The sequence below is a fragment of the Sedimentitalea sediminis genome (assembly GCF_042687825.1).
Taxonomy (GTDB): domain Bacteria; phylum Pseudomonadota; class Alphaproteobacteria; order Rhodobacterales; family Rhodobacteraceae; genus Sedimentitalea.
In genome coordinates this window covers 96,939-112,392 of record NZ_JBHUQE010000001.1, presented here as the reverse complement: position 1 = coordinate 112,392, position 15,454 = coordinate 96,939, and the positions used below count along the sequence as shown (strand labels likewise).

Sequence of the window (15,454 nt, the reverse complement as noted above, 5' to 3'; positions counted from 1 at the left end):
TGACACGAGGTTTTCATCATGTCGACTGCAATCGCTGCCAATGAAGGCTTTGTTGCCAGGACACAAAAGTTCCTGTTCAACAACGGCTATGGCTTTCTGGTCTCGGTCATCGTCGCCGTGGCTGCTCAATTTCTGTCCGACCACTACGGTGCGCCCGCGATGCTGATGGCGCTGCTGCTGGGCATCGCCTTTCACTTTCTCGCAGAAGAGGGCCGGTGCGTTTCCGGCATCGCCTTTACCTCGCGCACGGTTCTGCGCATCGGTGTCGCCCTGCTGGGCGCGCGGATCAGTGTCGAGTTGCTGATCGGTCTCGGGCCCAAGCTGATCGGCCTGACCATCGCGGGGGTCATCCTGACCATCCTGTTCGGTCTGTTGGGGGCCAAGCTGCTGGGCCGCGGCTGGCGCTTTGCGCTGCTGACCGGTGGCTCGGTCGCGATCTGCGGCGCCTCTGCCGCCATGGCCATCGCCGCGGTGCTGCCCAAGAACGAGCATTCCGAGCGCAACCTGATTTTCACCGTGCTGTCGGTGACCGTGCTGAGCACTCTGGCGATGATCCTCTATCCGATCATCACCCAGGCGCTGGATCTGGATCACCTGGCAACCGGTGTGTTTCTGGGCGGCACCATTCATGACGTGGCGCAGGTGGTCGGTGCGGGCTTTTCCGTCAGCGAAGAGACCGGTGAGACTGCAACCCTGGTGAAACTGATCCGGGTGACCATGCTGGCGCCCGTGGTCCTGGTGTTCTCGCTGTTGATCCGTGCTTATTCCGACGACGCGCGGCTTGCCGACAGCGAAGGCAAGAGTCCGCCGCTGGTCCCGTTCTTTGTCCTGATGTTTCTGCTGTTGGCGGCGATCAACTCGTTCGGTCTGATCCCCAGCGTCATCCAGAGCCTGCTTGGCGACCTGTCGCGCTGGGCGCTGCTGATCTCGATCGCGGCGGTGGGCATGAAGACTTCGCTCAGGACCATTCTGGATGTCGGCGGTCAGGCGATCATCCTGATCGTGGCGGAAACCGTCTTTATCGCCGGTTTCATCCTGTACGGCATCGCCCATTTCGCCAGCTGACCCTATATGACCGAGGTACAATGACATGACCCGACCCGTCATCGATTTCCAGATCCCGACGACGACGACCAAGCGGCGCCTGTCCGACCTGCCCGACCGGGTGGTTGCCGGCGACCCGCATCACGAGACCCAGATGCAATATACCAGCCCGGACGGCACGCTGCTGGCCGGGACCTGGATCAGCACACCGGGCAAATGGCACGCCTTTGCCGATCGTGACGAATTCTGCGTGATCCTTACGGGTCACGTCAGGCTGATTGCGGCGGATGGCACCGCGCAGGAGTTCCGCGCCGGCGACTCGTTCCTGATTCCCAATGGCTTTGAGGGCTATTGGGAGGTTCTGGAAACCACCACCAAGCATTTCGTGATCCGCGACTATTCGGCCTGATTCCTCTGAACCCACGGAGCCCTGACATGAAACCTCTACAGATCCTGCTTGCCAACGCCGCCCGGTCGGACCGGAAAATCGTTCTGAGCGAAGGCACCGATCCGCGCGTGATCGAGGCCGCAATCCTGGCCCGAAAACAAAAGGTCGGACGCATCGTGCTGGTCGGCGACAAGGCCGAGATCAGCGACAAGCTGGCGGCGGCCGGCGGCAGCGATCTGGACGGTATCGAGATCCACGATCCGAACGACACGCCGCATGCGGACGCGATGGCCCGGCAATATCTCGAATTGCGTCAGCACAAGGGCGCCACACCCGAAGACGCGGCGCGCGAGATTCGCAATCCCAATGTCTTTGCCGCGCTCTTGGTGCGCATGGGGCTCGCCGATGGCACCGTGGGCGGCGCCGTAACCACCACCGCCGAAATCGTGCGCACCGCGATCCAGATGATCGGCACCGCGCCGGACGCCAAGCTGGTGTCCAGCTTTTTCCTGATGCTGTTCTGCAAGGAGCATCACGAGACCAAGGGCGCGCATATCTTTGCCGACGCCGGTCTGGTGATCGAACCCAGCGCCGCCGAGATGGCCGAGATTGCCTGCGCGTCGGCGGCTTCGCTGAAACAGCTGGTCGCCGAAACGCCGCGCGTCGCCATGCTGTCCTTTTCGACCCGCGGCAGCGCCAGCCACGAAAAGGTGTCCAAGGTGGTGCAGGCGACGCAGATGGTGCGCGAAATGCAGCCCGATCTGATCGTCGATGGCGAGATTCAGTTCGACGCGGCCTTTGTGCCGGACGTGGCCAAATCCAAGGCAGCGGATTCGGCACTGGGCGGGGCGGCAAACGTGTTCGTGTTCCCGAACCTGGAAAGCGGCAACATTGCCTACAAGGTGGCGCAGCGGGTCGGCGGCGCCGTCGCCATCGGACCGATCCTGCAGGGTCTGGCGAAACCGGCCAACGACCTGTCGCGGGGCTGCAGTTCCGAGGACATCCTGCACATGATCGCCGTCACCACGGCGCAATGCGACTGAAGAAAAGGGCGGGGCGGCCAAACCGGGGCAATGCCCCGACGGTGGCCCGCAACCGCGCGATCAGGCGTCTTCCGGTGCGCCCAGAGCGCGGGACAGGTCGGCGGCGGCACCCTTGACCAACGTACCGATCCGCTCGATCAGATCCAGCGGCATCCGGTGCGTCGGGCCGGAAACCGAGATGCCGGCCACCGCTTCGCCATAGAGGTTCAGGATCGGTGCAGCGACGCAGCGCATGCCGATGGTGCGCTCTTCGTCGTCCAGCGCATAGCCACGGGCGCGGGTCCGCGCCAGCTCGGCGTGCAGAGCTTCGGCAGAGACAAGGGTCTTGTCGGTGAAACCGTCCAGCCGGTGGCGGCGCAGGAACCGCACCAGGCTGTCGGCGTCGCGACGGCTGAGCAGCGCCTTGCCGATGCCCGATGCATGCATCGGGGACAGCGTCCCCGGCGGAAAAAAGGCGCGGATCGTTTCGGGCGTCTCGACCTGCCCGATGAACATCACCTCGCCATGTTTCTCGATCCCCAGATTCGAGGTCTCGTTCGTCGCCTCCATCAGCGCACGCATCACCGGACGGCTGCGTTCGACAACGCTGCTGCGGCGCAGAAAGGCCGAGCCCAGCCGAAAGGCCGTGGCGCCGATATGCCAGGCCTGCGTCGCCGGATCGACCTCGACAAAGGCGCGCGCCTCTAATGTGGACAGCACCCGGTACATCGTTGCCGGCGACTGGTCCAGCTGGTCGGAAATCTCGGTCAGGGTCAGACCGTTGGACTGCGCCAGCGTGTCCAGCACATCCAGCGCGCGATCCAGCGATTGAATCGTGGTCTGCGCCGGTTTGCCGTCAAAGGCCTTGGGGCGTCCTTTTCGTCTGGGCGTGGGCTTCATCGGTCCTCGACAGCACTGTCCATAGTCACTTTCTTAATAGTATTGAAAATAGCAATTGTTCAATGAAAAAATCAATAGCTTGAAAATGCTAGATATTTCTCAAACCTCCACTAAATGAAAAATTTTTTCAAAAAAATTTGAGACTCGGGGCGGCTGGGTTATTGTCGCTGCAACCGCCATAGGAGGGCAATCGCATGAGCTTTCAGAACCCCGTATTCATACCCGGTCCGACGAACATGCCCGAGGCCGTGCGCCAGGCCTGCTACATGCCGACGATCGATCACCGCGCGCCGGTTTTCGGCAAGATTCTGCACCCCTGTCTGGACGGCGTGCGCAGGGTCCTGAAATCGGAAACGGCCAAGATTTTCATCTTTCCGTCCACCGGCACCGGCGGCTGGGAAACCGCGCTCAGCAACACCCTGTCGGCGGGCGACGGCATTCTGGCCGCGCGCAACGGCATGTTCAGCCACCGATGGATCGATATGTGCCAGCGCCACGGGCTGGATGTCACCATTGTCGAGACCGCCTGGGGGCATGGCCTGCCGGCAGATCGCTACGAAGAGATCCTGCGCGCCGATACCGGGCACCGGATCAAGGCCGTGTTGGCCACCCATAACGAGACCGCGACCGGGGTCCGCTCGGACATTGCGGCGGTGCGCCGCGCGCTGGACGCGGCCGGGCACCCGGCCATGCTGTTCGTCGATGGTGTCAGCTCGATCGGGTCGATGGATTTCCGTTTCGACGAATGGGGCGTGGATATTGCCGTTACCGGCAGCCAGAAAGGGTTCATGCTGCCCGCAGGGCTGGCGATTGTCGGGTTCAGCCAAAAGGCGATGGCCGCCGTCGAGACCGCCACCCTGCCGCGCACCTTTTTCGATGTGCGTGACATGGGCAAGGGCTATGACAACAACGCCTTTCCCTATACCCCGCCGGTCGGGCTGATGAACGGGTTGAAACTGTCGCTGGACATGCTGCTGGGCGAGGGGCTGGACAATGTCTTTGCCCGTCATCACCGCATCGCCCAGGGCGTGCGGCTGGCTGTCGACGCCTGGGGGCTGGACCTGTGCGCCGTGTCGCCCGATCTCTATTCGGACTCGGTCTCGGCGATCCGCACGCCCGAAGGGTTCAACGCCACCGATATCGTTACCCGTGCGGCCAATGAATATGGCATGGCCTTTGGCGTCGGTCTGGGCGAGGTCGCCGGCAAGGTGTTCCGCATCGGTCATCTGGGCAGCCTGACGGACGCGATGATGCTGTCCGGCCTGGGGGTCGCAGAGATGGTGATGGTCGATCTGGGGCTGGACATCAAGCTGGGTTCGGGCGTCGCGGCGGCGCAGGAATATTATCGCCACGGCGCGGGCAATGCCCGGCAGGCCGCAGCGTGATGAAGGATGGCAGCGACATGTACATTCCGACCTTTGACGACATGCTGGCCGCGCATGAGCGGATCAAGTCGCATGTGCACCGCACGCCGGTTCTGACATCGCGTTTTCTGAACGACCTGACCGGGGCAGAATTGTTCTTCAAATGCGAGAACTTTCAGAAGGCCGCCGCCTTCAAGGTGCGCGGGGCATCCAACGCGGTGTTCGGGCTGAGCGAGGAACAGGCCGAACGCGGTGTCGCCACCCATTCCAGCGGCAATCACGCGCTGTCGCTGTCCTATGCCGCCGGTCGGCGGGGTATTCCGTGTCACGTGGTGATGCCGCGCACGGCGCCGCAGGCGAAAAAGGACGCGGTCATCGGTTATGGCGGCAAGATCACCGAATGCGAGCCCTCGACCAGCAGCCGCGAGGCGGTGTTTGCCGAGGTACAGGCACGCACGGGGGCGGATTTCGTGCATCCCTATAACGATCCGCGCGTCATCGCCGGACAGGGTACCTGTGCGCGCGAACTGGCCGAACAGGTCCCGGGGTTGGACGCGGTGATCGCGCCGATCGGCGGCGGCGGCATGATCTCGGGCACCTGCCTGACCCTCTCGAGCATAGCGCCGGACACGAAAATCTATGCCGCCGAACCGGAACAGGCGGATGACGCCTATCGCAGCTTCAAGGCCGGTCACATCATCGCCGACGATGCGCCGGTGACCGTGGCGGACGGGCTCAAGGTGCCCCTGAAGGACCTGACCTGGCATTTCGTATCCAACCACGTGACCGACATTCTGACCGCATCCGAGCAAGAGATCATCGACGCCATGCGGCTGATCTGGGCCCGGATGAAGATCGTGATGGAACCGTCCTCGGCCGTGCCGCTGGCGACCATCCTCAGGAACCCCGACGTCTTTGCCGGCAAACGCGTGGGCGTCATCGTGACCGGTGGCAATGTCGATCTGGACAAATTGCCATGGATGAACAGCTGATCTGGGAGTGAGCAAGATGAATGCACCGATAAATTTCGACGACCTCGAGGTCGGCTTTGACGTGCCGGCGCTGCCGGGCATGGATGAAAAGGATATCCAGACGCCCTGCCTGATCCTCGATCTGGACGCGCTGGAGCGCAACATCAGGAAGATGGGCGACTATGCCCGCGCCCATGGCATGCGCCACCGGGTGCATGGCAAGATGCACAAATCCGTGGATGTGGCCAAACTGCAGGAGGAACTGGGTGGCGCCTGTGGTGTCTGCTGTCAGAAAGTGTCCGAGGCCGAGGTCTTTGCCCGTGGCGGCATCAAGGACGTGATGGTGTCCAATCAGGTGACCGACCCGGCCAAGATCGACCGGCTGGCGCGGATGCCGAAACTGGGCGCCCGGGTGCTGGTCTGCGTTGACGACCCGGCCAACGTGGCCGATCTGTCCGCCGCGGCGGACAGGCACGGCACCGAGATCGAAGCACTGGTTGAAATCGACTGCGGCGCCGGGCGCTGCGGTGTCACCACAACCGAGGCGGTTGTCGATATCGCCCAACTGATCGACGCGGCACCAGGGCTGAAGTTTGCCGGCATCCAGGCCTATCAGGGCGCGATGCAGCATCTGGACAAATATGAGGACCGCCAGGCAAAGCTGAACGTCGCGATCAATCAGGTCGCGGATGCGGTGCAGGGACTGAAGGCGGTCGGGCTGGACTGCGACATCGTCGGCGGCGGCGGGACCGGGTCCTATTATTTCGAGAGCAATTCGAACGTCTATAACGAGCTGCAATGCGGGTCCTATGCCTTTCTGGATGCTGATTACGGCCGGATTCTGGATCAGGACGGCAAGCGGATCGACCAGGGCGAATGGGAAAACGCGCTGTTCATCCTGACCGGCGTGATGAGCCACGCTAAACCCGACAAGGCGATCGTCGATGCCGGGCTCAAGGCGCAGTCGGTGGATAGCGGCCTGCCCACGGTGTTTGGCCGCGATGACGTGGAATATCTGAAATGTTCCGATGAACACGGCGTGGTGGCCGATCCGGGCGGCGCGCTGGCCGTCAACGACAAGCTGCGGCTGGTGCCGGGACATTGCGACCCGACCTGCAACGTGCACGACTGGTATGTCGGCGTACGGGGCGGCAAGGTCGAGACCCTGTGGCCGGTTTCGGCCCGCGGCAGGGGGTATTAGGGGGGGAGGGTCGGATCGCTGGTGCGATCCGACGGAAGCGGGGGGGGGGGGGGGGGGGGGAGGGGGGGAGGGGGGGGGGGGGGGGGGGGGAGGGGGGGAGGGGGGGGGGGGGGGGGGGGGTGGTCGCGGGGGAGGGGTTGCTTCTCCCCCCCCCCCCCCCCGCCCCCCTAAGGATATTTTATGCAAGAGGAAGAAGCGAGGGCGTCAGAAGGTCTCGCACATCGAGGAGTTACGAGAATGCTGATCGTGCCCGAACGTTCAATCGCGGATCTGATGACGCGGAAGGCCGCTTATGACGCGGTGGAACGGGTTTTTTCCGCCATGGCGTCAGGTGATGCCTATAATTTTCCGGTGATCCGTGAAGCGATCGGTCACGAGGAAGCATTGTATGGTTTCAAGGGGGGGTTTGATCGCGTGGGGCTGACGCTGGGATTGAAAGCCGGGGGGTACTGGCCGAAAAATCTGGAAAAACTCGGTCTGATCAACCATCAATCCACAGTCTTCCTGTTCGATCCCGATACCGGTCGCGTCAAAGCGATGGTCGGGGGCAACCTGTTGACGGCACTGCGCACAGCAGCGGCCTCGTCGGTGTCGATCAAGCATCTGGCGCGCCCCGATGCCAAGGTGATCGGCATGATCGGCGCAGGCCATCAGGCGACCTTCCAGTTGCAGGCGGCGCTGGAACAACGGGCGTTCGAAAAGGTTATCGGCTGGAACCTGCACCCGGAAATGTTGGGCAACCTGCGGAAGATTGCCGATGCGGCCGGGGTGCCGTTTCAGGCCGTCGAACTGGACGGTTTGGTCGAGGCGGATGTGCTGATTTCGATCACCTCGTCCTTTGACGCCATTCTCGCGGCTGGACAGGTCAGCCCGGGCACGCACATCGCCTGCATGGGTACCGACACCAGGGGCAAGCAGGAGGTGGACCCGGCACTGTTGGGGCGGGCCACGGTGTTCACCGACGACGTCGCGCAGTCGGTCAGCATTGGCGAGGCGCAGCATGCGGTGGCGCAAGGGGTGATCCGCGCCGAGGACATCACCCAGATCGGTGCGGTGATCAACGGCAGCCATCCGGGCCGCAGCAGCGAGGACCAGATCACCCTGTTTGACGGCACCGGTGTCGGGCTGCAGGATCTGGCGGTTGCGGCCAGCGTCGTCGATCTGGCGGCGCAAAGGGGCGTGGCGATCGAGGTGGATTTCTAGGCGCGCCGCTCTAGGTCCGGAACAGGCCGGAGCTTGCCCAGTCGTCAAAGATCTGCGCGGCGTCAAGACCCGGGATCGGGCCGGCACGATAGCCGCCGGAAAACAGCCGAAAGGCAATGCCGGCATTGCGCGCAGTGGCGAAATCGACGCCGCTGTCGCCAACATAGAGCGTCTCGGCCGCTGGCACGCCCAGCCGGGTCACGGTGGCCAGCAAGGGCTGCGGGTCCGGTTTCCGCGACAATCCGGGTTCGGCCCCGGTGATGGCGTGAAAAAAGCCGTCCAGCTGCAGCTGAGCACAGATCGTTCGCGCCGGACCGACGGGTTTGTTGGTGCAGACCGCCAGCTTGCAGCCGGTGTACCGCAGCCGCGCGAGGCAGTCGACAACTCCCGGATAAGGTCGCGTCAGCGTGGTCAGGTTGGCGTCATAATGACGTCGAAACCGGGTCAGCGCCACCGGCAGCAGGTCCGGCGACATACTGCCGCCCGCGGCAAGACAGCGTTCCATCAGCTTTTCCACGCCGTTGCCGACGAACGAGGTGATCGTCGCCAGATCCAGCGGCGGGCGGCCAAGATCGGCCAGCGCTGCATTGGCCGCGGCCTGCATGTCGGGAGCGCTGTGTACCAGCGTGCCGTCCAGATCGAAAATGATTGCATTAAAACAGCCCATGGTGGTTCCATAGCGCATTGACCAGCCCGGCGAAATCGCGAACCGGATTATGGGGGGCTAGCCCCGGCCGGGTTTCCAAGGCACCATCGCCGCAGGAGCATTGCCGATTCATGCCATTTTGAAAGGACGCACAGATGGACCAGAATTCCGAAATCAGAACCACCCGCGGACGCGGGCGCTTGTTTTCCAGCGTGCTGGACACGATCGGCGATACCCCGGTGATCCGGGTCAACAACCTGGGTCCCGATCACGTGACGATGTATGTCAAGGCCGAGTTTTTCAATCCGGCGGCCTCGGTCAAGGACCGGCTGGCGGTGAACATCATCGAGGCGGCGGAACGGGCGGGCACGCTGAAGCCCGGCCAGACGGTGGTCGAGGCCACCAGCGGCAATACCGGCATTGGTCTGGCCATGGTCTGTGCGCAAAAGGGCTATCCGCTGGTTGTCACCATGGCCGACAGCTTTTCCATCGAACGTCGCCGGCTGATGCGGATGCTGGGGGCGCGGGTCGTGCTGACACCGCGCGCCGAAAAAGGGTTCGGCATGTATCGCAAGGCGGTCGAGCTGGCCGAAGCCCATGGCTGGTTCCTGGCCAGCCAGTTCGAGACCGAGGCGAATGCCGATATCCACCAATCCACCACCGCGCGCGAGATCTTGGCCGATTTCGATGGCCAGCGGCTGGATTATCTGGTGTCGGGTTATGGTACGGGCGGGACTGTGTCCGGGGTCGGGCGGGTGCTGCGCAAGGAGCGTCCGGAGACAAAGATCATTTTGTCCGAACCGGCCAATGCCCAATTGCTGGGCAGCGGTCATGCGCAGGAACGTGGCGCCGGCAATGCGCCCGCCGCCAGCCATCCGGCGTTTGAGCCGCATCCGATCCAGGGATGGACCCCGGATTTCATTCCGTCGGTGTTGCAAGAGGCGATCGACGGCAAATACTACGACGACCTGATCCCGATTGCCGGGCCTCAGGCCGTCGATTGGTCGCGGCTGTTGGCGCGCAAAGAGGGCATTTTCACCGGCATTTCCGGCGGCGCCACCTTTGGCGTGGCGATGGGTGTTGCTGAACGGGCCGAACCCGGATCGGTCATCCTGGCGATGCTGCCCGACACCGGCGAACGGTACTTGTCCACGCCCCTGTTTGAAGGCATTCCCGAGGACATGGATGACGAGGAAAACTCGATCTCGCTGTCCACCCCCGGATACCAGATGGGCTGATCAGAGCGCGCCGGGATCCGCGCAAGGATGTAGCGCGCCCCACCCGGGTCAACTTCAGATGCGCGAGCCGGGTGTGATGTCGGCGACATGACGTTCGATCTTGTCCAGCCATTCGCCGGTTTTGCGGTCGTCCCGATCTCGCATGTCGCGCATGAATGCGAGCTGTTGGCGCAGGGCCAGCGCCTGCCGATACGCGCCGCCGCGTTGCCAGGCGCGGTCGATCATCTGGCGGATCCCGTCCAGCCGGGTTTCGTCGGCGCATGCCGGGTCGTGCAGGCCGCGCAGGATTTGGATCTGCGGTTGCACCACGGCGGTCCAGAAGCCGGGGCGCGCGCGATCCTGCCGGATGCTCTCATCCTCTATCCGGTCCAGCCAGACCGCAACCGTCGCCGCGTCGATGTGCGGAGCGCCGCCGAGGATGACGCCGGTCAGCCAGTGGATGGCGGCAAACAGGTCCAGACGGTCCGGATCGCGGGCATGGCTCAACCGCATCGCCGAGGCATAGCTGTCGGTCATGGCCTGCAACGTCGCGCTGCGGGCAGCACCAGACAGAACCCGTGCCAAATGCGCCTGCGCTGCGCCCCGCAGACATTCGCGCCGCGGCGTGCTGACATCATCGGTCAGCGCGTCCAGCTTGTCGTAGCAGGACAGGGCCGCATCGACCGCATCGCGCAGTTTTGCCGCCGTCGCCCTGCGGGTGGCGGCGTCCGGACTGTTTTGCCAGACATGGCAGGCCTGACGCACGCGCAGGTCCTGCAGCCGCTGGATGGTCTGCAGCGATCCAGCGGAATCCGGTTGCGCCAAAACCCGTTCCAGATGCGGGATCGCCAGATCAAAGGCGTCGATGCGGGCATAGGCTTTGCCCATGGCGGCACACCAATTGCCATCGGTTGTCCACGAGTCCTTGGCGCTGGATTCGATGCCGGCCAGCCGGGCCATCAACGCATCGCGCCCGGCCCGGCCACTGGCCGCGCTTTCGGCGATGTTGCGCGCCGCCTTGGTGGCGTGCTGCACCGAGTAATACCGCATCTGGCGGCGGCTCCGCCCTGCACGGGTGGCGGTTTCGCGGAACCGGTAATCCGGATCGCCATAACACTGATAGGCGCCCCAGGTGTTGGTGTCGGAATGCGCCTGAAAGACTTGCCGCCGAGCCAGATGCACGGCCTTTCCGAATTTGCGACCCGACAGAATCTCGGCATAAAAACTGCGGGCGAACAGGCTGGCGGCGGTGTCGTCCACCTCCCAGCCCGCGGCAACGACGGCACGGGCGCCGCGCTGGATAAAGGCCACCGACAGGCTGGCGGCGATCTCGTTGACCTCGGTGCCCGGCACGTGCCCCAGATGGCAGCAATTCAGGAACACCAGATCGGGCACATAGCGCATCTGCTGGATCTCCGGCACGCTCAGGAACAGATCCCGGCCCAACACCATGCCGGTACGCGCATGCCGGTCCGAGGCATAGACCCCGTGTCCGGCCAGGTGGATCAGCTGGGCGGGGTGCAGCATCATCTCTTTGATGACGTCAAAGCCGTTTTTGGGGCGGGACAGGTGACGCGGTGACCAACCGGCCTTGGCCAGCTGGGCCGCGACCTCGGCGGCTTCGGCCTGGGCGCCGGGCAGGGGCGGCAGATCGCTTTCCGGGTCGCCGACGACCAACGCGGTGCCGGTGGTGGCGCGCGGAATTTTCGGCCCGGGTGTGATCAGTTTGCGGATCACGGGGGCGCGGGTGACCAGCGGTTCGATCTCGGTCTCGCCGACGTCGGTGCCGTTGCGCCGCGTGCCGGTGAAATCGAAGGTGCGGAAATCGTCCTCCATCAGTTCCCAGGGATACGAGGCGGTGTGCCGGTCCAGTTCCAGCAAGATGTTCTGGTTGTCGCGGGCAAAGGTCTTGAGCGCGCGCGGCACCAGCAGTTCGAACAGCAGCTTGCCGACATCGCGCGAGGTGGCGGTGCCGTCGCTGCGCTGGGTCAGCAGGTGCTGCAGGGCGCGCGGCTGCACCACGGTGACCTGATGCGGCGAGCGCGCGGTCTCGGTGACGGCGACATAGTTCAGGCGGTTCGGGTCCTCGCTGCTCTGGGTGATGCTGATGCGCTGCCACCAGTCCTTTTGGCGGCCATAGCGCGTGCGCACCCTGGCGTCCTGCAGCCGATGGATTTCGCCGTCGAATTCAAAGGTCTGCCCCATGCGGCCCAGGGCGCGTACATTGTCCAGCGCGCTGGCGGCCTGAAAGGCGGTGTCATCGAACAATTCGATGAACTGCAATTCCCGGATCGGTGTGTCGGCGAGAATCGCATTGGCCTCGGCGACGGCCTGCAGGATCGACTCGACGCTTTGCTGCACCGTCATGTTGGTGCCCTTGTGGCCGATCAGTAGGGTCGACAGGCCCAGCGGACGGGGCGTTTCGCCGGGGCGTTCTTGCGCCTTGCGCTGCTCCTGTGCGGCCAGCCCATAGCGCAGCACCGCCTGCTGGAACGTGTCCTTCAGCCGCCCGGGCGACAGTTCGCCATATTCGCCCAGGCCGACGACGATAGCGCCGCCCGGGGCGCGGCCTTCGCGCAGGATGACTTCGCAGGTTTCCAGTTTGCCGGGATACAGGCCCAGATCGCGGACCCGGGACAGGTGGTTGTCCAGACACTGGTCCAGCGCTGCCTCGGCCCCCATCATCGGATCGTCGATATAGTGGCCCACCATCACCGGGTTGGGGGCAAAGCGCAGGTTGCCATGCAGCACCGACACCCGGGTGCGGGTATCCGGCACCGCGCCGGCTGCGGCCATGGGACGCCGGGCGCCGATGAAATCGCTGACGATCGCGTCATGATCGGGATACAACTCGATCGGGTCGTCGATGACTTCAATCTCGGTGACCGCCCCCGCGCGGCTGCTGCGCGGCGGCTGCCGGCTCAGCAGCGCGGTCGTGCCGGTTTCCAGAAGTTCGAGATAGGCAGGAAAGGCGTCTTTCTCGCGCGGCATGTCGCCATGCACGGCATCGACATACCAATGCGGGATGTCCTCGGGGATGCCCGATTGCCAGGTAACGGTGCCGTCGCCCTGCGGCGTGGCGAAAAAGCGGATCCGCTCCGCGCCCTGCGCGCCCGGGTCCAGCCGCACCGACGAGATGGTGTTCTCGGCCCCGACACCGGCAACATAGCAGGTCAGGTCCGGATCCAGTCTGTGCGCGCTCAGCACATGTTGTCCGTCGCGGGCAATCTGCAGCGCATCGCGGGCCGGTTTGACCCAGTCGGCTCCGTGCAACGAGTGCAACTGGTCCCAGAAGGCATCGCTGACATAGCGGCCATTCTCGGCGTTGGGCAGCAATTGCAGGGCGCCGTGAAACCCGGCGACGATGCCCGTCAATTCCTTTAGATCATGTTTGCCGTCCGCCAATTCCAGATTGCGCACCGCGCGCGCGCGCCCCAGCAGCGTGTGCATCATCGAAAAGGCCCCGCCATTGGGCGTGCCCAGCATCACGAAACGGCTGCCGGTGCGCAGCTTGACCCGGTTCCACAGGTCGGGCCGGGCATGGAACATCGCCCGCACCACCAGCCCGCCCATGGAATGCGCCAGAAACCGGATCGGCCGGTCGCTGCGGTCCAGTTCGGCCTCGACCAGCTTTGCCAGCTTGCGCGCCGGGTCGTCATGGCCCTGTTGCAGGATCGACAGGCGCCAGTCATAGTCAAAGGCGATGACCCGGTGGCTGCGGGTCAGGAACCGGCACAAATCCCAATAATGGCTGCCGACCGGTTTGGTGGATCTGACGTCTTCCTTTTCGATGCGAATCCGGTCCAGACCGCCAAAGATGATCTGCAGCGGGTTGGTCCATATCCACCGGTTCCGCTGGTGCAGGTGGCTGCCCATGATGCCGGGCAGGACGAAACAGACCGGTGCGTTCGAACCGGCCCGCGACACAAGCTCGGGGAAATCCTCGGGTTCGACCCCGGCCGCTGCCGGCCGGGACCCGCGGGCCGGGACCGGATCCAGCAGGCCGGCGTCGCGCTCGACCGCCGCCCCGACGATCTCGCGCCGCGAGGTCGGGTTGAAGAAATAGCTGAAATGCGACACCTCGGGGCCCTGCACCAGGAACGGTTTTGTCGGCGTGCCGCGCGGCCCGCCGCGGGTCATCGAGGCGGTGTCGACGACAAAGTCGTGATCCGCCCGAAAGAACAGGTCCGCCGCCAAGACGCCCAGGCGGCGCAGGATGCCAGTTCCTTCGGTGTCGCCCCCGATCACCCGCAGCCGGTTGTCGTGGATCACGTCGGGCCGGTTCAGCATCCGGGTCAGCGGGCTGGTCGGCATCATTGCTTCAAGCCCGGGCAGGGTGCTGGGGTCGGCCTTGGTGCGGACAAAGGCCATCAGAAAGGATTTCAGCAGATCGGCGGCACCGCTGCGCCCCAGAATCGGGATCAGTTCGAACACGTTCAGGGCGACGGACAGATAGCGGTCCAGTCGTTCCGAGGCCAGCGTCGTGCCCGCCAGAGGGCCGGCGACGCGGATCACACGATCGACCTGCAGCGCCTTGGTCGCCAATGCATCGCGCAGCGCTTCCAGCTCGCTCACCTGGGCGGTCCGGCCCTTGGCCTTGCGAAAGATTTCAAGATCGACGTCATCGACGGCGCCGGTGTCGGCCAGGTCGCGCCGTGCCGCCCGGCTGACCAGTTCGGCGACCATGCCGCCGCGCGAATGCGTCATCAGGCTGAGCTGTGCACCGCTGGGCAGAGCGTTGACCAGGTCGGTGGCATTCCTGACCGGACTTTCCGTGACCGAGCGGTGTTCCAGGGCATAGATGCCGCCGGGATAGGCGGATTCCAACGGCCGCCAGACGTCGGCGGCGGGGGCGGCGGCCAGTTCGCCGAAACTGCCCTGGGTGCTGGAAAACGTCCCGTGCACCAGAACCAGAATGGGCTGGCCGGCGGTAATGTCACCGGAGTCGACCGGGTCCAGCGCAATCTGGGCGGTTCCGTCGGTGACCCGGCGGTCGCAGCGATAAAAGCCCGGCGAAATCGTGTCTTCGATCTTGCGCGCCAGCGTCAGGGCCGCATTCTTGCCCAGCTGTCCCACCGGATCGCCGCGCAGGATACGCACCGCGCGCACCAGATGCCGGCCCAGGCCGCGGCTGGGGCGGCCTGGACCCTCAAAGACCAGTTGCCGTGGCAGCAACAATCCCTGATCCGCGATCGACCGGCTGACAGCGGCCTGAAAATCGGTTTCGGTATCTGCCACCGATTGCCAGATCTTGAGACCGTCCTGCAATTCGATTTCGACGATGTCGGTGGGCTTGGCATCCGGCACGGCGAACATGCCGGTCTGGTCTTCGGCGCCGCGGGCTTGGTCGATGCGCCCGGCTCCGATGACCTTGCCGGTCATCACGCCTGACAATTGCGGTGGCCAGACAACGTTCTTTTCGACATCGGAATCCGGCTGACCCGGCAGAAAAATACGCGCCATATCATTGCTCCTCGCCGGTCGGATGATCCGGGCAA

Annotated in this window: 11 protein-coding genes; 8 read left to right on the top strand and 3 right to left on the bottom strand. The window is 64.3% G+C overall.

All coding sequences use genetic code 11. The features are described 5' to 3' along the window. Positions 1 to 18 precede the first annotated feature (18 nt). Genes ACFMPD_RS00520 through pta form a run of 3 tightly spaced genes read left to right on the top strand, consistent with a single transcriptional unit; the run spans position 19 to position 2,475 of the window. Positions 19 to 1,065, top strand: coding sequence for a YeiH family protein (locus tag ACFMPD_RS00520; protein WP_380990410.1), 1,047 nt, complete (start codon positions 19 to 21; stop codon positions 1,063 to 1,065). A 25-nt stretch (positions 1,066 to 1,090) separates the two neighbouring features. Further along, entirely contained in the window at positions 1,091 to 1,453 is a 363-nt protein-coding gene (locus ACFMPD_RS00515; protein WP_380990407.1) for a cupin domain-containing protein, read from the top strand. Between the two features lie 26 nt (positions 1,454 to 1,479). Then, complete coding sequence (pta, locus tag ACFMPD_RS00510; RefSeq protein ID WP_380990405.1) at positions 1,480 to 2,475, top strand: phosphate acetyltransferase; 996 nt, start codon at positions 1,480 to 1,482, stop codon at positions 2,473 to 2,475. 60 nt (positions 2,476 to 2,535) lie between these two features. Here the strand turns inward: pta and bhcR are convergent, their stop codons facing one another. Next, positions 2,536 to 3,354: an HTH-type transcriptional regulator BhcR gene (gene bhcR, locus ACFMPD_RS00505; RefSeq protein ID WP_380990402.1), complete on the bottom strand. Its 819-nt coding sequence runs from the start codon at positions 3,352 to 3,354 to the stop codon at positions 2,536 to 2,538. Positions 3,355 to 3,548: 194 nt separating this feature from the next. On the opposite strand from bhcR, the gene bhcA reads away from it, so the two are divergent. From bhcA to bhcD, 4 genes are all read left to right on the top strand, one after another. Next, the gene (gene bhcA / locus ACFMPD_RS00500) at positions 3,549 to 4,739 is read left to right on the top strand and encodes an L-aspartate--glyoxylate aminotransferase BhcA (RefSeq protein WP_380990400.1); all 1,191 of its coding nucleotides are present in this window, start codon (positions 3,549 to 3,551) and stop codon (positions 4,737 to 4,739) included. Beyond that, entirely contained in the window at positions 4,739 to 5,710 is a 972-nt protein-coding gene (gene bhcB, locus ACFMPD_RS00495; protein WP_380990397.1) for a beta-hydroxyaspartate dehydratase BhcB, read from the top strand. The genes bhcA and bhcB overlap by 1 nt, the downstream gene beginning before the upstream one ends. Before the next feature lie 16 nt (positions 5,711 to 5,726). After that, a complete protein-coding gene (gene bhcC / locus ACFMPD_RS00490; RefSeq protein WP_380990393.1) occupies positions 5,727 to 6,890 on the top strand; it encodes a 3-hydroxy-D-aspartate aldolase BhcC in 1,164 nt (387 codons plus the stop codon). A 237-nt stretch (positions 6,891 to 7,127) separates the two neighbouring features. Continuing rightward, positions 7,128 to 8,093 (top strand): iminosuccinate reductase BhcD, encoded by a 966-nt coding sequence (gene bhcD, locus ACFMPD_RS00485; RefSeq protein WP_380990390.1) that lies wholly within the window; start codon positions 7,128 to 7,130, stop codon positions 8,091 to 8,093. Between the two features lie 10 nt (positions 8,094 to 8,103). Here the strand turns inward: bhcD and gph are convergent, their stop codons facing one another. After that, positions 8,104 to 8,760, bottom strand: coding sequence for a phosphoglycolate phosphatase (gph, locus tag ACFMPD_RS00480; RefSeq protein WP_380990387.1), 657 nt, complete (start codon positions 8,758 to 8,760; stop codon positions 8,104 to 8,106). Positions 8,761 to 8,894: 134 nt separating this feature from the next. On the opposite strand from gph, the gene ACFMPD_RS00475 reads away from it, so the two are divergent. Then, positions 8,895 to 9,977, top strand: a complete 1,083-nt coding sequence (locus tag ACFMPD_RS00475; RefSeq protein ID WP_380990385.1) for a PLP-dependent cysteine synthase family protein — start codon at positions 8,895 to 8,897, stop codon at positions 9,975 to 9,977. 54 nt (positions 9,978 to 10,031) lie between these two features. Here ACFMPD_RS00475 and ACFMPD_RS00470 read toward each other — a convergent pair whose 3' ends face one another. Further along, positions 10,032 to 15,419 carry a DUF7379 domain-containing protein gene (locus ACFMPD_RS00470; RefSeq protein WP_380990382.1) on the bottom strand — a complete coding sequence of 1,796 codons (5,388 nt, stop codon included), beginning with the start codon at positions 15,417 to 15,419 and terminating at the stop codon, positions 10,032 to 10,034. Between the last annotated feature and the right edge of the window lie 35 nt (positions 15,420 to 15,454).